We start from the raw sequence: 21,080 nt of genomic DNA, 5'->3' as shown, positions 1-21,080 counted from the left end.
CGCAATGGAGTTTCTAGCTTATAGTCCTCAAATTTTCTGGTCGAGTGTAATACTTTTAGTTGTCATTATTTTGATCAGCATGTTTAAAATTTTGCGCGAATATGAACGTGGTGTCATATTTTTACTAGGTCGATTTTACAAAGTAAAAGGCCCTGGCTTTATTATCGTTATTCCGCTTATACAACAAATGGTACGGGTAGATTTGCGAACCGTTGTTATGGATGTACCAAGCCAAGATGTGATCAGCAGAGACAACGTGTCGGTGCGGGTAAATGCGGTGATCTATTTTCGTGTTATTGATCCGCAAAAAGCGATAATTAACGTTGAAAACTTTTTAGAAGCAACCTCGCAGTTGGCTCAAACCACACTACGTTCAGTATTGGGTCAACATGAATTGGATGAAATGTTAGCCAATAGAGAAATGCTTAACGATGATATACAAGAAATATTAGATACCCGATCTGATGCCTGGGGCATAAAAGTATCTAATGTTGAAATTAAGCACGTTGACTTAAATGAAACCATGGTACGCGCTATTGCCCGACAAGCCGAAGCAGAGCGTACTCGAAGAGCGAAAGTAATTCATGCCAGTGGTGAAAACGAAGCATCAACAGCATTAGTTGAAGCGGCAAATAAATTGGCACAAGAGCCTAATGCAATTTTACTTCGCTATTTACAAACCTTAACCGAAATTGCCGGCGAAAAAAATTCAACCATTGTCTTTCCATTACCATTGGATTTAATAAGTAGTCTGACAAAAAGTTTAAATGAAGAAAACAAATAACCTAGCTATTTTTATTGAGACGAAAGCGTAGAAAAATCAGCCTGCCCATTAAGACTTTGATAAATACTAACGAAGTCTTTGGTAAAGGTTTTTGCGTCATGTGCCGTTAAATGAGAGTCTTCTGGTAAGGTATATTTACTTAAATCTGGGTAATCTTCAAAATGAATGCCAGGGGCACCTGTTTCTTTCAGTAAAACATCCCAGTTCGTTTCTTTTGGATTATACATCCCCTCTTCCATCGTATAAAAACCTTGCGATGGCATTCTAACAAAAAAAAGTTTTGCGCCTTTCGCGATCATCTTTTTGTTAACCGCTACGGCTCTTGCGATTTGTTTGTCTCTGTTCTCATGCATTTTTGCAATATCTTCAGCGGATTTTTTATCGATAGGCTCAAACCCTTGCATCCATATTTTAATAGCTAATTGTCGATACTCTTCGTTGTTAACAACCTTGTCCCACATTTGGGTATTTCTGTCTTTAGACATAACCATTAAGGCGCGCACATCCAAGTTATTTTTAACCTGATTTCGCTCAGGCCAGTTTTGTCGTTTGAGCACGGTAAACAAAGCAAAATCAGGTTTCATGAACGCAAATAACGGCTCTATCAACATAGCTAACTGTTGTCCTAACCATTGCGAAGGCGCTTCTTTTTTATATGCTTTCAAGGCATTTTTGCGATATTCATAGCCAGAGAAAAAAAGCCCTGGAGCAACACCGGCAAACACAGTTCCTTTAAACTGTTCATCGTCTGCTAAATCTTCCAACACACCTAATGGCGTTGTACCTTCTAGTGATAACTGAATAGGTTTAACACCTGTTTGCTGTTGCCAAATATCAGTTTGCATATTGAACAACATCCTTGAAGAGCCAGTAAATACTACAGAATCTTGTTGCACTTTACGTCGTTCTATTGCCCATAAACTGTCAGAGTTTATATAGGCGGGTTTTGCACCTTCGCTGCGCCAATACATTTCCCATCCGGCAATTAACACTACAAACAAGCTAACCATAACAACAAATAGCGTAGCCCAATTTTTATTAGGAATTTCTCGTTCAACAATTTTAGAACTGGAAGTAGATGAAGGCATTGCTTCCTCCTTGCGTAATCGCAATTAAAAACATTAATGTAGCGCCTGTAGCACTTAGTGCCGGTAAAGAAATATTGCTAATGACATCTTCAAGCTTTCTATTGCGCATGTACCAGTGAATGCCAAGCATAATGCTTATGGTTAATACCGTTTGAATAATAAACTGATTAGAGAGAACGTTTGTATCACCGCTAAACAACAGCATAGATTGCATCATTCGCCAAGCGGTGGCAAAGTCCGGTGCACGGAAGAATACCCAAGTAATATTGACTAAGAAATAGGTAACTGCCGCGAGTATAATTTTGCCCTTAGTTGTATGCCAAAAGACTACTTGTTGATATTTATGTCGAAGTATTCTTTCACCAGCGAGGTACAAGCCATGTAACCCACCCCAAACAACAAATGTCCAAGCTGCGCCATGCCATAAACCGCCTAACAGCATGGTAAGCATTAAATTAATAAAGGTACGCCTAGAGCCTTTTTTATTACCGCCCAGTGGGATATATAAATAATCACGTAACCAGCTAGACAGCGAAATATGCCAACGGCGCCAAAAGTCTGAAAAGCCAATGGCGGCATAGGGATAATTGAAATTATTAGGCAGAGAAAAACCTAAGGTTAACGCCACACCAATAGCGATGGTGGAATAACCGGCAAAATCACAAAATATTTGCCCTGAAAAAGCTAAAGTTCCAAGCCATGCATCAATGGGGTTAAGCTGATCATGCGAAGCAAACACAGCCTCTGCCGCCGGTGCTAATAAACCATCTGCCACCACTACTTTTGAAAACATACCGATGATCATTAAACCAATCCCCCACAACAATTGGTTGCTTGTTGCGACTTTGGGTTTAGCAAACTGTGGAATTAAGTAAGTTGGTCTAACAATTGGGCCGGCAACTAATTGTGGGAAAAAAGTAACAAATAAAGAAAAGTCTAATAGTGATTTAGCCGGCTCTGCCCTTTTCAAATACACATCAAGAGAATACGCCATGGTTTGGAAGGTATAAAAAGAGATACCTACCGGTAAAATTATTTCCCATGCAGCAGCTTGATATTCAATACCAAATACCGCCATAAACGCGATAAAGTTATCGAGTAAAAACTGACCGTATTTGAAAAAACCAAGCATACCAAGGTTAACTAATACACTTATTGCCAGTAATACTTTTCGAGCATGAGGTCTTTGTTCATTGAACATCCGCTTGGCAACATGCCAGTCTACAACGGTTGAGATCCACAGCAGTATTACAAAAGGAGGATTCCAGGCGGCGTAAAACAGATAACTGGCAATAAGCAGGTTGGATTTTTTAATACGCCAACTAAATGGCATATTGTGCAAAGTAAGAACAATTAAAAAGAAAAATATGAATGAAAATGAATTAAATAGCATTTTACCTTCCGCTGATTTTTTAAACCATTCAGTTAGTAACTGATAATGCTAGTTTTTTGTACAAAAATTAAGTTTATAAGAAATTTGTCTAAATTGCTAATCACTCGATATGTTCTTCATAGCAGATAAATTAGATGCTGAAACAAGTTCAGCAATTGGTGGCACGGGATGCAAATGATTGCTGAGATGCTGAAACAAGTTCAGCAAGGGGGCATAGGCTGCAAGTGATTGCTGAGATGCTGAAACTAGTTCAGCAAGTGGTGCTGTGGCCTGCAAGTGATTGCTGAGATGCTGAAATACGTTCAGTAAGTGGTGGTAAGGTCAGCAAATGATGAGAGCTGTAGTTTGGAAGTGATTAGTTATGCGTTTACTGATGATGGTAGGTGGCGCTGGATACAATTAACTTCATAGTAAAAATACGACTCCCTGAATTTATTTCAGGGGCTTTCTATTTTTAATAGGGAATGTTTTTGAAATTTACTTGGCGCTTTTATTACGATAAATATTTGTTTTGTTATGGATATTAGATTTCCCAGTAAATTGAGTTTTCAAAATATCGTAAAAACCTTTGGCAAGAAAAGGTAATGAGTTTAGCAACAACTTAAAAAAGATCGTAAATAACTGCCCTACTGAGACATTTTGCTCTACTTGTTTTTTGTTCTTTAATATTGGATGTTTACGCTTTATCAAAATAACGCCTCATAGGTTTTCTAAATTACCAGGCGAGTATATAGATAAAAATGTAATCGGGTGTTACCCCTTTGTAACAGTAAAAATTGTTATTTTCATTTTTTTTGCTAGGCTTTAACGGTAATCATACTGGCTTCAATGCCATTTGAATTCATAGTGTTATGTACTTGTTGTGAGTTGTTTCAAAGAATTGTAGCTAGACATTTCAACTCGTTTTAAGGAAAACATAATGAGTAAAGTAATATTTAAAACATTCATTGTTAGCTTATTAGCAATAATGCAATTCAATTTTTCAGCATTTGCTGCTGACGAAAAACCTCCTTCATTAGCCGATGCTTGGATTATCGTACCTAACGCAGGTCAACAAGCTCAATTCGAGCAAGCATTCAAAGAGCACATTAAATATCGAGCATCAAAAGGTGATCCAAGAGAATGGAATACCTATGTCCCGGTAATAGGAAATAACTTAAACTTTTATGTTGTTCGCTTTTGTTGTACTGCGTTTAAAGATGTTGAAAGCTATATCAAATGGGATAGTGACAATAAAGTTAACGAGCATTGGAATAACAATGTTGGTCAATATGTAGAGAGTTATCAACACTACTATTCACGTTTAGATTTTACTAACAGCAATTGGCCTAACAGCGACACTAACTACAGATACTTTGCAGTCACTGACTACAAAGCCAAAATGGGCGCAGGTAAAAGTATCAGTGATGGCAAAAAAATGTTGAGTGATACAGCTAAAGCAATGAAGTGGCCATATTCTTGGTCTTGGAGCTGGCAAATTGGTGGTGAAGGCGGATTAAGCCTAGTTATCCCTTATGAAGGTTATGCAGGCATGGCACCTCCAGAAAAGTCTTTTGCCGCAGCATTTTCAGAGCAAATTGGTGACGAAAAGAAAGCAGCCGATGCCCTTAAAAGCTGGTCTGATAATTTCCATTCTACGTCTTATACGGTTTATGCCATCAGAGATGATATGTCTATGGGTGCCGATTAGATAAAGCTAAACCTAACTTTCAGTTTTAAAAAGCCAATGCAAACGCATTGGCTTTTTATTTATGGATTTAACGCTAGATTCCCGCCTCGGTTTTGGCATCCATGCGTCGCTCTACCTCCTAAATCCATTTAGTCGTTCGCGGGAAAAGCCAACCAACATAACACCGTCATACCCAACTCGTTTGGGTATCCATTTAGTTAACAAAACATGGATTACCGCATGCGCGGCAATGACGGAGGAAGGTTTCGCAGGAATAACGTAGAAGTTCTGCGGAACCCCTTAAAGTTCTTATACACCAATTGTTGTTATCGAACTCCCCGCCCTACTGCTTTGTACATCAATGCGCAGCGCCATTTGCTCTTTCAGTTCTGACACATGCGAGATAATACCAATGGTTCTGCCTGTAGCCTGTAAATCAATTAACGTTTGAATGGCAAGTTGCAGTGACTCCTGATCTAGTGAGCCAAAGCCTTCATCGATAAACAAGGTATCAAGCTGAATACCACCAGAGCGTTGCTGTACAACATCGCTCAAGCCTAAGGCAAGCGATAAAGATGCCATAAACGACTCTCCACCGGACAGTGTTGCAACAGGTCTTGTTTTACCGGTATAGGCATCATCGATCGCTAGATCTAAACCAGCGGTTACATTACGCTTTTGTGTGCCCTCATCCTGACGAACAAGGCGATATTGACCTTTACTCATAATATGCAAACGTTTGCTCGCTATGGCTAATACTGAATCGAGTAAATCGCCAAGAACAAAACGTTCTAAAGACACTTTAACATTGCCCTTGCCTGATGCCGCGCTGGCTAATGTGCCGATCACTTCAAACTGTTTTTTATTGTCTTCTTGTTCAGCTTCAATGCGGGTGATTTTAGTTAAGGTATCTTGTAACTTACTGTGCTGATTTTGAGCTAATGCCCAATTGTCTTCCGCTTGTTTATATAAGCGTTGTTGCTCTATTAAGTTCGCATTAAGCTGCTCTAAATCTGGTTCAACTTTACCTTTTAGTTGCTCATCAAGCACCGACAATTCCGATTGGAAGCCTTGCAGTGATTGATCATAGTGTTTAATTTGTCCCGCTAACTTCTCAAGCAATTCATTTGATATTATTGCTTGCTGAAAGGCAGTAACACTTTCAAAAACGCTGTCATTTAATGACTGCTGCCAACTTAATGACAGCTTTTCAACGCGTGCTGTTAATGTGGTTTTATTGGCAGAAATTTGCTCAATAGTGGCATTTATAGCGCTGCTGTCATTACTCGCTTTCTGATGCTGATGCTGAGCATTGCGTAAATTTGTATCAAGCGTTTCTATTTGATTGTTGTTGTTATTTATTGCGGTCTCAAGCTCTTGCGCAGATCTATATTGCTCTGGCAAAGCCTGCTCTGCGGTTTGTAATTTTGTTTTAGCCGCAACACTATTGGCTTGCAAAGCTGGTAAATTAAGCTCTAACTCAGCAATTTTTTGGCTAATTGGGGCGAGCTGCTTTTGCATTTCTTGTTGAGCTTGTTGCCATTTTGGCAAGTTATTTTCTTTTGTCTCTAATTCAACAATCTGCTTACTTAAACCATTAAGCTCATCATTTAGCTGAACTAAGGTTTTATTAAAATCTTCGCCAAGTTCAGCAACTAGATTTTGTTTTTGCTGCTCTAATTGTGTTAATTCTTGTTTTGCACCGCTAAACACTTTATCAGCTTCGCTTTGAGCATGAAGCAGTTTGTTTTGCTCTTTTCTGGCTATATCAACGTGCTCTTTCGTTGCTTTAGACATTTGCTCAGTGCTGGTTGCCGGTTGAGGGTGTTCAATAGCGCCACACACAGGGCAAGGTGTATCTGCCTGTAATGTTTGAGCCAGAATGGCTGCTTGGTTTGAATGCCAAAGCATTTCAACGTGGTTGGCATTATGGGTAGCTTGCTCATACTGTTGTTTAACTTGGTTAAAAGACTTTTCCAACTGTGTGATTTTCTCCAGCAGTTTAGCCCTATTTTGCTCAATCGTTTGCAGTGTTGTTAAACAATTAGTTTGTTGTCGCAATGTCTGCTGTACTCGCACCATTTGGGCTTTACCCTGTAACTCTTGATGTAAGTCATGTATTAGTTTTAAGCCGTTTTCGCTACGTTCAGTAAACTGATTAAATTGCCGCTTTAATTCTGCTTGCTCGGTAATTGCCAGTTGCTCTTGCGTTTGGCATTGCTTAGATTGCTGTTGTAATTGATTAAGGCCTGATAAAGTTTGTTTATACCCTTGTAGGGTATTGCCCTGATTAACGAACGAATCACGTTGCTGGTGTTGCTCTGTTGTCACGGCTAAATGTTTGGTTGCTTGTTCAAGACCTACTACTAGTTGCTGCTGCGACTGTAATGCCAGTTGATATTGGCTGTCATTATTTTGTAAATCAACTTGCCCTTGTTGCAGTGCGTTAAACTCTGGTGCAATTAACAGAGCCTGTTTAGCTAATGTTAACTGCTCCCGTTTTTGCTCAACCAAATTTTGTTGTTGAACATGTTGAGCTAATCCTTGTTGCTTTAACTTTTTATTGGTGAATAAGGTGGCTATTGCTTGTGCGGACTCTACTTGGTTATGACTAAGTTGGCGTTGTTTTTCTACCGAAAGCTTAGTCTGGTTCAATTTGTCCTGTTTTAATTTTGAGTCTAAGACTGCGGCAATTAAATTTTCTTTACCATCAACAAAAACTTCGTTGAGTGCTTCAGTAATTTGCTCTTTAAAACGTGCATACTCACGTTCAATATTGCCCGCTTTGGTTTTTAGTAATTGTTCTATACGCTGGTAAATTTCAGTTTGAAATAACGTTGATAAAATAGCCTGCCGATCGGTTGAATTTGCCAGCAATAACTCTCGAAACTTACCTTGCGGTAAAACCATTACTTGCCTGAATTGCTGAGCAGATAAACCAACAATCACTTTAATTTGCTCGTTCGCGTCCTTTACCTTTTTAGTAACAACTGTTTGTTCTTCGCCATCATCTAAAATTTTGACCAAATGTGCCTGTGACTTTTGCTCGGTAAAACCGTCGCCACGCTTCGCTTTACGCTGCTGAGTTGGAATGCGAGTAATTCTGTAATGCTGCCCTCTTATTGAAAATTCCAACGTTAATTCTGTTAAAGTCTCATCCGCGGCGTTATCTGAGCGTACGCCCATGTCTTTTCTGTCTTCATCGGTTGTTTCGCCATACAAGGCATAACAAACCGCATGTAAAATAGATGATTTACCCGCACCGGTTGGTCCATCAATAAGGAATAAAGGGTTGTCACCGAGATCTGAAAAGTCGATTTTTTCGGTTTGAGCGAATGGACCGAAGGCTTGAATATTAAGCTTATGGAGTTTCATTATTCATCCTCCATACTGGCTCGAGCACTGTTAATGGTAGTTTGCAATATCGAGATTTGCTCCGCTGATAATTCAGTGTTCATAACCTGACTAAAAAAATCAGTAAACACTTCTTCTTCACTGCGTTGGTTAGCGCTTGAGGAGGATGTGTTTTGGCTTAATTTGCTGCCGCTTTGCAGATCAAAGTTTGTACGCTCTATTTGCAGTACATTAGGGTAAACGGTCCGCAGTCGTCCCATGGGATCTAAAATCACTTGAGTGTCTGTAAGCTTTGCCAATAAATAATCATCATTTGCTGTTTCTGTGTTTTTTAAATTTGCACAACCCTGCTTTAGTAACTCTTCTAACGTGCCTTCAATAACTCGTAAGTCATGCTTTGCGGTTAACGGTAAATGCTGATGTGACAGCAAACCTTCAGCATTCATTTCAACTAATGTGACGCCTTTTTTCTGTTTGTATTCAGAAAAGGAATATTTAAGTAATGACCCCGAATAACGAATGTGCTGTTCACCCTTATACTGTGGTGCATGTAAATGACCTAAAGCAACGTAATCAAAATCACTTAACGGTTGCCATGATACTCTGTCGGCTCCACCAATAGATAAAGGTCGCTCTGAGTCTGATTCACTGGCACCGTCGATAAAACAATGGCTGAGTAATACTGCCGGTTGGTCAGGGTAATTCGCCGTTTTATGAGCCAATATTTTTTTAGCGGCAAAGGTATGGGCTTGATCGTATGTTTTGATCTCAAGGCCTTGTTCGGCAGTATTAAACGCTTCTCGCACCTCTACCGGATCATGATAAGGAATACCATAAAATGTCACCGGCCCGGTTTCACTATTGATCACGATACCTTGCTCAATATCGTGTAAATCAGCCAATATATGCAACCCTGCTTTTTGCATTTGCTTAGCACCAAAGCGTAAACGCTTGGCACTGTCGTGGTTGCCACTGATCATAATAATTGGGATCGCTAATACTTCCATACTTTTAATAAATTGATTTAGCGCATCTACCGCATCGCTTGGTGGTACTGAGCGATCAAAAATGTCTCCGGCTACCACTAACGCGTCTATTTTATAATCTTGCGCATATTGCTTAATTTGCTTTAACACAAACAGTTGATCGTCAAGTAATGAGATATTTTGGAATAACCGGCCGATGTGCCAGTCTGAAGTGTGGATAAAGCGCATTGAATCCCTAAAGGTATGAGTTTATTTTGATATTAAAGTACTACGTTCAAAGTAAGGCATGTTATTAAATATCTCAATAACATTTTTCTATTATTGCCGTTATTTATTTTACCCGAGTAATGGTTAATTCAATATAGCCTTTGTTGTTTTCATAAAAACTCCAGGCATCGTTGGCAAAACAATATAAATAGCCAGCATGGTTTATTAACAATGGTGCGTTTTCTTGATGTTCAGCTAGTTGTATGTATTGATGTGGAATTGCACTACCATCGTGTTTTACCACCTGTTGCTGCTCGGTTTGATGATTTACATTTAGGTTTTTATGAGCTTGGCCGCTGTCATTTGCTATTGCACCAATTAAGCCAAACCAAGGTTTATCTTCTACGCGTTTACTGGCGAAAAAATCGGTTGATACGTTTTTATTAAAACGCTTAATTAACGATTCAAACTTACCTAAAAAACTTGACGTTGCCCGAAATAAATCCCCTGCTGTACGTTGGTTGTTATATTCGGTGCCAAGCCAGTCGCAGCTCTCTACTCCATCTTGCCACTGCCCCTTAGCACTGAATACATATTCATGGCCTTGTTCTAAATAAACAGATGTTTTATTCCACCGACACTTGGCATATATTTGCAAGGTTGTCGCCTCATTAACGGCAAGCATTTGAGTGGGATAATATGGTTCATGCTCTATTGGTGAAATACGCTGGCGAATAAAGGCACTATCGTGAAATTGTCCAGAATTTGCTTTGATTAACGCCGGAATATTTCTTGGTCTAGAGCGTAGTTTTGAAAAGACCCCTTTAAAAGAGTTATGCAAAACACCAATCGGGTTGTCTATTATTAGCTGATCAATATCTTGTCGAAACTCTAAGCCAAAACTTTTACTTTGTTTGATCATCCATTTTAGCGCACCATTTGATAAGTCACTATCTTGGTAACCTCCGCCTACATCTGAATGCACTCCTGGAAACCATAACTCAACAGCGTCGTTATGCTCCTTTACATTACTCCAACGAGTGACGGTAAAACTACTGCGCTTTTCATCCATCGCCATCGCATGACGAGCATGCTCAATATGATCGGCTAATTTAGTGTCGTGAAATTGCCAACTGTCTTTGCGATCAAATAAATTTATTATCTCCAAATCATCAGGGATCCCAAGTGCCCCAACCGTATCCCACACCCCAAGAAATGTAATCGGAATAGCGCCTTTGTCATGAAAGAAACTCCAATGATTTTTCGCCCATTGGTTTTGTGGCATTTTATCTTTGTAGCCACTATTAAAAGCAGTTTCAACTCGATGCCAACTCTCTTCAGCTGAAATACCTTGCAGATTTACTAATCCCTTGCCTAAAAAGCCAGCTAAACTTCTTGCTGAAAACGCTCCTCTGGAAAAACCAAATAAGAAAACCTCATCGCCTTCACGGTAATTTAAACCCAACCAATGGTAAGCACTGGAGATATGACGGTTTATACCTATACCAAGCGCGCCGCCCAAAAACTCATCAATTAATCCAATTTCTTCACCGCCTACACCTGGGTGATAAAATACTTTTTGAGTAACTTCAGATGAATTTGCAGTTGCACTGATACAGTTTTTTAAACGATAAACGTTGGTCGGAGTGGTAACGCCATTTTCTTCTTGTTCAGGGTTATTCCAAGTGCCATCAAAACAAATAATCAAACGCTTCATCATGCTTCCTGCTGATATTAATTACATTAGTTAAACTTAGTTGAAAGTTGCCAATTTGCGAGCTAAAAGTCAATACAAAAGCAAATCCACGCAACTTTAAATTAACATCTCGTAAACCTTTGTTTACCAGCCTTTGGTCGCGCTGATTACCACTTATTACACTTTATTTCTTGCGCTGTTTTTTATTAATCAGCTTTCGTATAAATAATATCCCCTAAAATATTTGGGGATATTAAAACCATAAATGTTTGATCTAGATCAAACTCTAGCACCTAACAAGCACTATATAGTGTGTCTAACAATAAAAATTACACCATATATAGATTATGACGTTTAATTCATTACCGCCAACAATTGTGTTTCAGGAAGTACCAAATGAGATAAGTTTGTGCTTTAGCATCACCGGTTGCCAAGTAGGTTGTAAGGGTTGCCACAGTACTGAACTTTGGAATAAAAACTCTGGCGAGCCGTTAACAAATACAAAATTTCAACATTGGATTAACAAATATCAGACGTTGATTTCAACGGTGCTGTTTATGGGCGGGGAATGGCAAAAAGAGCACCTGATTGAAAAACTCATATGGGCTAAACAGCAAGGATTAAAAACCTGTTTATATACGGGCGAAAATTTTGTTGATGATGAAATTAGCAAACATTTAAGCTACGTAAAAATTGGAAAATGGGATCCTAGCAAAGGCGGATTAAACAACCCTGACACAAATCAAAAATTCATTGATTTGGCCACTGGAAACACTCTAAATCACTTATTTATAAAAAAAGGAATACAACATGTTGCGGCTTAGCGAAGAACAAATTAATAATAAAACAGCTTACATTGAAGAATATTTTGCAGCCAAAAATGCAGCAGATGGCTCTAAAATGGATGCCAATGCCAATGTGACACAAAAAAACATTGCAACACTAGAGGCTGAATTGCTTAAAGATTGTTATGTTCAAATTAATCGCTCATTGGTCAAAAATAAGATCAGTGAGATCTTTGATGCTGAATTAGCCAATGAATATCAACGTCAAATTGAAGATCATGAGATTTATGTACATGATGAAACCAGTATTAAGCCCTACTGCACTTCAATTAGCATGTATCCTTTTTTACTTGATGGATTAACTAAGTTGGGTGGAGAGTCTAAAGCACCAAAACACATTGAGTCATTTTGTGGTTCATTTGTTAACTTGATTTTTGCCATCTCAGCACAATTTGCCGGGGCGGTAGCCTCGGTTGAGTTTTTAACTTATTTTGATTATTTTGCTCGTAAAGAATTTGGAGACAACTACCTTGATAAGCACAGCAAAGCAATTGAAAATCACCTACAACATGTCGTTTACGCACTAAACCAACCTGCCGCAGCCCGTGGTTACCAAAGCGTATTTTGGAATATCTCAATTTTTGATCAGTTCTATTTTCAATCAATGTTTGAAGATTTTGTATTCCCTGACTTTACCAAGCCAAGTTGGCAAAGTGTCGATAAATTACAAAACTTCTTTTTAACCTGGATAAACAGTGAACGAGAGAAAGCTGTACTTACTTTCCCGGTTATCACTGCAGCTATGCTTACCGAAAATGGAGAATGTAAGGACAAAGAGTTTGCTTACAACCTAGCCAAAGAAAAAGCGATGGGTAATTCCTTTTTTATGTATTTATCAGACAGCCCGGATTCTTTAGCATCATGTTGTCGACTGCGTAACGAAATTACCGATAATACCTTTTCATTTACTCTAGGCGCTGGTGGCGTTGCAACGGGCTCGATAAATGTCATTACCCTGAATATGAACCGCTTAATTCAAGATGGTCGTGATTTAAAAACCGAAATTGAAAAAATTCAAAAATATCAGGTTGCCTATCGAAAAATAATGGAAGACTATCTAGCTCAGGGCGCATTAAGCGTATACGATGCTGGCTTTATTACCCTGGACAAGCAGTTTTTAACTATTGGCATTAATGGTATGGCTGAAGCGGCAGAGTACAAAGGCATAGCAGTAAGTAACAATCAGCAATATAAAGACTTTGTCAGTGATCATTTGCAAGTTATTTTCAAAGCCAACCAAGAGGCGAAAAAGCAATTTGGTTATATGTTTAATACTGAATTTGTACCGGCAGAAAACCTAGGCGTTAAAAACGCAAAATGGGATGCTAAAGATGGTTACCTAACTAATCGTGAATGCTATAACTCATACTTCTATCTGGTAGAAGATGAAAGCAGCAATCACTTAGATAAGTTTGTTTTGCATGGTAAAGAGATCAACCAGTACCTTGATGGAGGCTCTGCTCTGCATCTAAATTTAGATGAGAGTTTGTCGGCCGAGGCGTATGTGAAACTGTTTAATGTAGCGGCTAAAACCGGTTGTAACTATTTTTGTGTGAACGTAAAAATTACCATTTGTAATGAATGTGAGCATATTGACAAACGTACTCTGCATTACTGTAATTCGTGTGGCAGTGAGGATGTTGATCATGGCACAAGAGTTATTGGTTATTTAAAGCGTGTGTCTTCATTTTCAAATGACAGACAAAAAGAACACGGTTTACGTCATTATCAGCGTTTACAAAGCGACCGAGTGTATAATGAAAGAATGCTGCAACAACAAAGACAAAAACAATCTCATTTAGAATTGGTATAACTTTGAAAAATAGATAAAAAATGTAAACATGGCAGTGTAATATTATTGTATAAATGTTATTCTGCCATATCGCTGTTAGATCATTTTTAATTTATTTACCGTCATGCTTGCAAACATATTTACACCCTCCCCCTATATTAATCAATATGCTAAAGGCTGGATTTTTGACACCTTTACCTGGGCATTAACAGAGTTTGATGCCGCCGTATTTATGCAAGATTCACAGTTGATACTACCGACAAATAAGTTTTATCCCGGTAAAGTAAGCAGCATTGAAGAAATGGCGCAATCGGTATTTGATCACACATTAAAGTATGCTGGCATGCAACACTGGCCAATCAAACTGGTAGCGCCCGATAAATATCAAGAACATGCGTTGCCTAAGCTTAGCTTTACTGGCGGTATGCGCGGCTCACAAAGCCAAGTAATAAATACTGATTACACCGTAAACAACAACTCTGAAATTTTAGTCAGCTATAATCCAGCACAAATTAACCAACCACAAGATCTGGTTGCTTCTTTTGTACAAGCCTTTGCTTCAATTTTGATTGCACAGCGTGGTGTATTGCCACCAGGCGGTGATAAGCTTCTTCCTCAGGCAGTAGATTTAGTCGCGGCTTTCATGGGGTTTGGTGTAATGTTTGCCAATACTGCTTATCAATTCAAGGGTGGCTGCGGCAGCTGTTACAACAAGTATGCCAACCGACAATCGGCATTGGTTGAAAAGGAAATTATTTATTGTTTAGCGCTGTTTGCAACATTAAAGAAAATTCCAGGTAGACACGTAACGTCTCATTTGAAAGCGCACCTACGTAAGGACTTTAGAAAAGCGCTAAAAGAGTTAAAACGCGATAATGATACGAAACAGCTTCGTTTGCTGACAAAGCAATAACCTTTCAATAGTCGTTAGGCTCTGCTTTATATGATGGCTGCTGAAACAAGTTCAGGAAATTAAAGCTGACTCAGGTAATTAAAGCCGTCTCAGCAAGTAAATTTAGGTTTTGTAAAGTATTGTGACGGCAAAGCCAGGTGATTTATTACCCCTGACTACGCCCTACATTGTTGATTAAATCGAATCGACAATGTCTTTGATAAGTTTAGGACCTTCGTAAATAAAGCCAGTGTAGACTTGCACCAAGCTTGCACCTGCAGCTAGTTTTTCTTGGGCTGCTTCGGCGCTATTAATTCCACCAACACCTATAATTGGCATTTTTCCAGAGAGCTCTTTGGCTAATAACTTTATAACTTCAGTGCTTTTATCTTGTACAGGTAAACCGCTTAACCCCCCCATTTCACTGCCATGTTCCAGGTTTTCTACACCTTCGCGGCTTAAGGTAGTGTTGGTCGCAATAACACCATCGATGTCATTGGCTAACAAACATTCTGCAATTCCTGCAATTTCTTCTGCCGTTGAGTCAGGAGCGATTTTAACGGTAATTGGTACATACTTAGAGTGTTTAGCTGCAAGTGCTGTTTGTTCTGCTTTTAATGCGCTTAAAAGGTTATTAAGGGCGTCTCCGTACTGTAAGTCTCGTAAGCCTGGAGTGTTTGGCGACGAAATGTTTACTGTGATGTATGAAGCGTGCTCATACACTTTACGCATACAAAAAATATAATCGTCTTTGGCATTTTCTTCTGGTGTGTCTTTGTTCTTACCAATATTGATACCAAGCACACCTTTAAAGTTGGCCTTTTTAACCTGGTTTACTAAATAATCAACGCCATGGTTGTTAAACCCCATGCGGTTTATAATCGCATTCGCTTGCGGTAAACGAAAAATACGAGGCTTTGGATTTCCCGGTTGAGGACGCGGAGTAACCGTACCTATTTCAACAAAGCCAAATCCCATAGCACCAAAGCCATTGATACATTCACCATTTTTATCCAAGCCAGCCGCTAAACCAACCGGATTAGGAAATGATATGCCCATTACTTCTACAGGTTTATCTTTTACCTGTGCGCCGTATAAGCCTTTTAAAGCAAAAGAAGCAGGTAGTTTAAGCATATTAATGGTTAATTCGTGGGCTTGTTCAGCACTAAGTTTGAACAATAAATTACGGGCTAATGAATAAAGCATGACGTCTCAAATGATTAAATATTATTGATAAAGTTTATTTTTTTAGGCTTATAAAAAAATAAACTCCCTTAAAAAAAGGAGTTTATCATTTTTCAGTTAAACAGTATAAATATTTATACTACTGATGAGCAAGCAACATTAATTCACGTAATGCCACTGAGAACTTGGCAAACTCGTGTGTTTTGGTTGTTCTAAAGTCGGCAAGTATTTGCTGCCAACGCTCAATTGGTTGCGAAGACGTTTCCATCCAAGTTTCAAACATTTGCTCAATGTCTTTACTTTCAGGGCTTCCGCGCAAAATTACAGACGTTAATGCACGTTGTTGCCAATCCAACTCTTCTCTGAAAGAAGCTCGAGCCAATGCTTGCCAATGGTTTTCAACTGGTTGCTGGGTAATTTGGTTCAAGAACCAATGCAAGTCTAGACGTACACCAATATGGAAGTACAATTGCGCGACCAGTTCAACTTGTCGTGCATCTTGACAGGCAACTTGGGCAATATCCATTGTTGAGAATAACGTAGACAACAATGAAATACGCTCTGCAAGTTTTGCAGGTACTTTTTCAGCCAATAATTTATCTTTAGCGTTAGTTAATTCACGAGCTTCTTCATCAACCAGGAATTTATCCATTTTAGTTGCCAACACTTTAAATGCCGGACGGTAAAACTCAATTGATTGCTCAATATCTAGTGCTTTATTACGGTGACGCAAGAACCAACGAGTGGTACGGCGAATAGTACGACGCATTTGGAATAACATTTCAGTTTGAACTTTCGCTGAAATTTTATTATCAAGCGCTTCAATAGACGACCAAATACTTTCCAGCTCAAATATTTCGCTAGCCATAGTGAAACATTTGGCTATTTCAGCAACATCACAACCTGTTTCTTCACCCATACGGTAAACAAAGTTAGCGCCCATGTAATTACACATGTTATTTGCCATACGTGTGGCTATAATTTCACCGCGCAGAGGATGGTTTTGCATTTCTGCCTGATATTTTTCCTGTAATTGCACAGGGAATGCTTTGATCAATAACGCACTGATAAATGGGTCGTTAGTTACTTCATCAATAACTAATTGCTCTTTGAGTACCATTTTACCGTAAGCAATAAGTACCGATAGCTCTGGACGAGTTAAACCACGATTACTTGCCATACGATCAGCAATTTCTTCATCGTTAGGAATAAACTCAAGGCCTCTGTCCAGCTTACCTTCACGTTCTAAATGATGGATAAAGCGAGCATGCTCTTTAAGTTTACTTGCTCCGCGCGACTCTGAAATAGAAATTGAATGAGTTTGACGGTAACAATCTTCTAATACGATATCTTCAACTTCATCAGTCATATCGTAAAGTATGTTATTACGTTGTTTTAAGGTTAAATCGCCATTAGCGACTAATACGTTAAGTAAAATCTTAATGTTTACTTCGTTATCTGAACAGTCAACACCACCAACATTATCAACAAAATCGGTATTCATGCGGCCGCCATTGGCTGTATATTCAATACGGCCAAGTTGCGTACAACCTAAGTTACCACCTTCACCAATAACTTTTGCTTGAACTTCGTTACCATTTACACGTAATAAGTCGTTAGCACGATCGCCTACTTCTAAATGACTTTCACTCGAACCTTTAATGTAAGTACCAATACCACCATTCCAGAACAAATCGACTTTCATTTTTAACGCCGCTTGAATCAATTCATTCGGTGCCATGCTCGCTTTTTTAGTGCCAAGCATTTTCTTGATTTGTGGTGTCAGCTTAATTGATTTCGCTGAACGTAAGAAAATACCACCGCCTTCAGAAATTAGATCTTGGTTGTAATCTTCCCAACTTGAACCCGGTAGGTTGAATAAACGTTCACGCTCTGGGTAAGTCGCTTTAGAATTTGGCGTTGGGTCAATGAAAATATGCATGTGGTTAAATGCCACTTGCAAACAAATATGTTTTGATAACAACATACCGTTACCAAATACATCCCCTGCCATATCACCAACAGCTAAACAGGTAAAATCGGTAGTTTGACAGTTGATATCAATTTCACGGAAATGACGTTTAACCGACTCCCAAGCACCTTTCGCTGTAATACCCATCTTCTTATGGTCATAACCAACACTTCCGCCTGAAGCGAAAGCATCACCTAACCAGAAGCCGTATTCTTCAGCGATGCCATTAGCCGTATCAGAGAATGTTGCCGTGCCCTTATCGGCAGCAACAACTAGATAAGTATCATCTTCATCTAGGCGTACAACGCTTTCTGGATGAACAACTTCACCACCAACAATGTTATCAGTAACGTCTAATAGACCGCGAATAAAGGTTTTATAACATTCACGACCGGCTTCAAAGATATCTTTGCGAGAGCCACCAACGGGTAATTGCTTACAGAAGAAACCACCTTTAGCACCAACAGGAACGATAACGGTATTTTTTACTTGTTGCGCTTTCACTAAACCAAGTACTTCGGTACGGAAATCTTCGCGTCTGTCTGACCAACGTAAACCACCACGTGCCACTTTTCCGCCACGTAAATGCACACCTTCAAGTTGTGGTGAATAAACAAATATTTCGTACTTAGGTAACGGCTTAGGCATTTCTGGGATAAGCTCAGGCAACATTTTAAATGAAATGTAAGACTTGATATTACCCTGTTCATTATTTTGGAAATAGTTAGTACGTACCGTAGCATTAATGATTTCTTCGTAACGACGGATAATTCTGTCGTCATCAAGACTTGCTACGTTATCCAGTGAAGACTCGATAGTTTCAACCACTTTAGCAATAGCTTTGTCGTTCTTCTTACCGTTTGGCGTAAACTTAAGTTCGAATAAATTAATTAATAACTCAGCAAAGTTCGGGTAACGGGTAAATGTTGATTCGATATAGCTTTGTGAGAACGTGCTGCCAATTTGTTGTTGGTACTTAGCATAAGCTCTTAAAATAGACACTTCACGGCCTGCAAGACCAGCACCTAAAATTAATCGGTTAAAGCCATCATCTTCTAATTCACCATGCCATACTTTGGCAAATGCATCTTGGAACAATATTTGAACTTGTTCTAAATTAAATTCTTTATTACCGGTTAACAGCATTGAGAAATCTAAAATCCAACACATTTCTCCGTCACAGTTACGTACCATGTATGGGCTTTCACCGATAACACGCAAACCAAAGTTTTCCAACATTGGCAATACATCAGATAAATGTAGTGGCTCACCTTTATGGAATAATTTTAATTTAACAAAACGCGAGTCAGATTTTTCTTCAAGTGGTTGATAGAACAACATCTCAAGCGGTTTTTCTGCCGAAACAGCTTCAAGTTTTTCAATATCAACAATAGCGGTACCAGGTAACACTTCGTCTTTATAAGCTTGCGGGAAGTTAGCATACTTGCGGCTAAGTGATTTACCTAACACTTCACCTTTATTTATGTTTAGCGCGTCGGCTAATTTGTCATCCCAGCTGCGTGCAGCTTGATTAAGATTGCTTTCAATTTCTTTCACATCGATATCTGCTTTAGTTGAGTCTACACGGACTATGTAATGTGTTCTTGCTTGTACAGACTCAGAGAAGAAAGTATTAAATTCTACTTCTGCTGAGGTGCCAAACGCGTTTTGTAATATTTCTTGGGTAGCGATACGTAATCGGGTGTTATATCGCTCACGCGGTACATATACCATACAAGAAAAGAATCGATTAAATGCATCACGACGAACAAATAACCCTGTTCTGTCTCGCTCTTGCATTTGTAACACCCCTTTTACGGTGCTAATTAGTTCTTCTTCTTTTGATTGTAATATTTCATCACGAGGGAATGTTTCTAAAATATTGATCAAGGTTTTGTAGGCGTGTGATCCTTTGGCAAAGCCAGAATTATCAACTACGCGTTGAACCTTATGTCGAATAATAGGCACGTTTAAGGCGCTGTTATTGTAAAAAGCTGAGCCAAATAAACCAACGAAACGATCTTCGCCAACAATATTGCCTTTTTTATCAAAGCGCTTGATACCAATATAATCTAAATGAGCAGGACGATGAACACGTGAACGAGAATTGGTTTTGGTCAATATCAGTAAGTTTTGACCTAATGCTAACTCTCTTGCCGATTCTGAATATTTAGAAATCAACCGTTGTTTAGTGCCATTAGAATTGCGCAATAACCCTAAGCTTGTATCGATATCAGCCTCTAAAGCGATATCACCTTCAACTTTTACCACGTTATACGAGCGATAGCCCATAAAGGTAAAGTGGTTATCACAAAGCCAGTTTAAAAATTCTTTGCTTTCGTTAAAGTCAGTGTCATCAACTTGTGCTTTAAACTTTTCCAGGCCTTTAATGCTGTCAGTGAATTTTTTCATTAATGGCTGCCAATCAGTAACCGTTAATGACACATCTTCATACACTGAATGCAATTCAGCTGTTAAATCATCTAACTGTGATTGATCAGATAAGCGATCAATTTCGATAAAAAATACGGTTTCACAAATGCTGTCTTTTAAATCTTCTCGAGCTGGAGAAATTTGTTCAACACTGCCATTATAGCCACGAACAATATTTAGTGGGCAATTCAATATTAAATGAGGAGATAGGCCTAAACGATTTAATGCAATGCGCGTTGAATCTACCAAAAATGGCATATCTTTAATGATAACTTCAATTACAGTATGGCTGGACTTCCAACCATGTTTGGATACTTCAGGGTTTAATACGCGTATAAAGGCTTTTTCATCTTTTTGGGCGTTCAGCGCTTTCCAAAGACTTAGTGTTGCGCCATAAACATCGCTGTCATTACGACCAGCAAGATCATCTTTCGACAGATTACTATAAAGTAAACTGGTAAATTTCTCTAATAAAGGGGCCGTTTCACTAGGCACTTTATCGTGAATTAATTTTGCAACATTTTTAAAAAGTACAGAAGATTTATTATCTAATGACGCCATATTTTTACCCTCAGATTAAGGCGAAATGTAATTGATTATTTAAACTTTCACAGTTAATTACAGCAAGTATAGTAAATTCTTGCAAATTATAACTTTAGAATAGTCTATGGGGCGGATTCTATTGTGATTTTTATTGTTTTGCGAGTACTTTATTAGAGTAAAAATACCAATTTTTATAATGCTATCAAGCAAATGTACGTGATTATTCAGTAGCTATAAATAG

At 38.8% G+C, this 21,080-nt stretch carries 12 protein-coding genes; 5 read left to right on the top strand and 7 right to left on the bottom strand.

Annotated features, from left to right (window positions below):
• Positions 1 to 4 precede the first annotated feature (4 nt).
• Positions 5 to 784, top strand: coding sequence for a slipin family protein (locus tag RI845_RS07985; protein ID WP_348389206.1), 780 nt, complete (start codon positions 5 to 7; stop codon positions 782 to 784).
• Between the two features lie 11 nt (positions 785 to 795).
• Here RI845_RS07985 and RI845_RS07980 read toward each other — a convergent pair whose 3' ends face one another.
• Together RI845_RS07980 and RI845_RS07975 are read right to left on the bottom strand one after the other, a co-directional pair.
• Positions 796 to 1,872 (bottom strand): hypothetical protein, encoded by a 1,077-nt coding sequence (locus tag RI845_RS07980; protein WP_348389205.1) that lies wholly within the window; start codon positions 1,870 to 1,872, stop codon positions 796 to 798.
• Complete coding sequence (locus tag RI845_RS07975) at positions 1,847 to 3,265, bottom strand: MBOAT family O-acyltransferase (protein ID WP_348389204.1); 1,419 nt, start codon at positions 3,263 to 3,265, stop codon at positions 1,847 to 1,849. Before RI845_RS07975 ends, RI845_RS07980 begins: the two co-directional genes overlap by 26 nt.
• A 919-nt stretch (positions 3,266 to 4,184) precedes the next feature.
• Between RI845_RS07975 and RI845_RS07970 the strand changes: the two genes are divergently transcribed.
• Positions 4,185 to 4,955 carry a hypothetical protein gene (locus RI845_RS07970; RefSeq protein ID WP_348389203.1) on the top strand — a complete coding sequence of 257 codons (771 nt, stop codon included), beginning with the start codon at positions 4,185 to 4,187 and terminating at the stop codon, positions 4,953 to 4,955.
• A 288-nt stretch (positions 4,956 to 5,243) separates the two neighbouring features.
• Here RI845_RS07970 and RI845_RS07965 read toward each other — a convergent pair whose 3' ends face one another.
• From RI845_RS07965 to RI845_RS07955, 3 genes are all read right to left on the bottom strand, one after another.
• The gene (locus tag RI845_RS07965) at positions 5,244 to 8,309 is read right to left on the bottom strand and encodes an SMC family ATPase (RefSeq protein ID WP_348389202.1); all 3,066 of its coding nucleotides are present in this window, start codon (positions 8,307 to 8,309) and stop codon (positions 5,244 to 5,246) included.
• Positions 8,309 to 9,502, bottom strand: a complete 1,194-nt coding sequence (locus RI845_RS07960; protein ID WP_348389201.1) for an exonuclease SbcCD subunit D — start codon at positions 9,500 to 9,502, stop codon at positions 8,309 to 8,311. The genes RI845_RS07965 and RI845_RS07960 overlap by 1 nt, the downstream gene beginning before the upstream one ends.
• A gap of 103 nt (positions 9,503 to 9,605) precedes the next feature.
• Positions 9,606 to 11,201, bottom strand: a complete 1,596-nt coding sequence (locus RI845_RS07955) for a DUF2235 domain-containing protein (RefSeq protein WP_348389200.1) — start codon at positions 11,199 to 11,201, stop codon at positions 9,606 to 9,608.
• A gap of 323 nt (positions 11,202 to 11,524) precedes the next feature.
• Between RI845_RS07955 and nrdG the strand changes: the two genes are divergently transcribed.
• The 3 genes from nrdG to RI845_RS07940 all read left to right on the top strand — a co-directional run bounded on the left by nrdG (position 11,525) and on the right by RI845_RS07940 (position 14,727).
• Positions 11,525 to 12,001 carry an anaerobic ribonucleoside-triphosphate reductase activating protein gene (gene nrdG / locus RI845_RS07950; protein ID WP_348389199.1) on the top strand — a complete coding sequence of 159 codons (477 nt, stop codon included), beginning with the start codon at positions 11,525 to 11,527 and terminating at the stop codon, positions 11,999 to 12,001.
• The gene (gene nrdD, locus RI845_RS07945; RefSeq protein ID WP_348389198.1) at positions 11,988 to 13,835 is read left to right on the top strand and encodes an anaerobic ribonucleoside-triphosphate reductase; all 1,848 of its coding nucleotides are present in this window, start codon (positions 11,988 to 11,990) and stop codon (positions 13,833 to 13,835) included. Before nrdG ends, nrdD begins: the two co-directional genes overlap by 14 nt.
• A gap of 103 nt (positions 13,836 to 13,938) precedes the next feature.
• Positions 13,939 to 14,727: a hypothetical protein gene (locus RI845_RS07940; protein WP_348389197.1), complete on the top strand. Its 789-nt coding sequence runs from the start codon at positions 13,939 to 13,941 to the stop codon at positions 14,725 to 14,727.
• Positions 14,728 to 14,901: 174 nt separating this feature from the next.
• On the opposite strand, the gene pyrD is transcribed toward RI845_RS07940, so the two are convergent.
• Positions 14,902 to 15,912: a quinone-dependent dihydroorotate dehydrogenase gene (pyrD, locus tag RI845_RS07935; RefSeq protein ID WP_348389196.1), complete on the bottom strand. Its 1,011-nt coding sequence runs from the start codon at positions 15,910 to 15,912 to the stop codon at positions 14,902 to 14,904.
• Positions 15,913 to 16,030: 118 nt separating this feature from the next.
• Complete coding sequence (locus RI845_RS07930) at positions 16,031 to 20,857, bottom strand: NAD-glutamate dehydrogenase (RefSeq protein WP_348389195.1); 4,827 nt, start codon at positions 20,855 to 20,857, stop codon at positions 16,031 to 16,033.
• Positions 20,858 to 21,080: the final 223 nt, after the last annotated feature.

This window comes from Thalassotalea nanhaiensis (assembly GCF_031583575.1).
Classification (GTDB): domain Bacteria; phylum Pseudomonadota; class Gammaproteobacteria; order Enterobacterales; family Alteromonadaceae; genus Thalassotalea_A; species Thalassotalea_A nanhaiensis.
The sequence above is the reverse complement of the archived record's forward strand: the minus strand, read 5'-3'. Positions and strand labels throughout refer to the sequence as shown.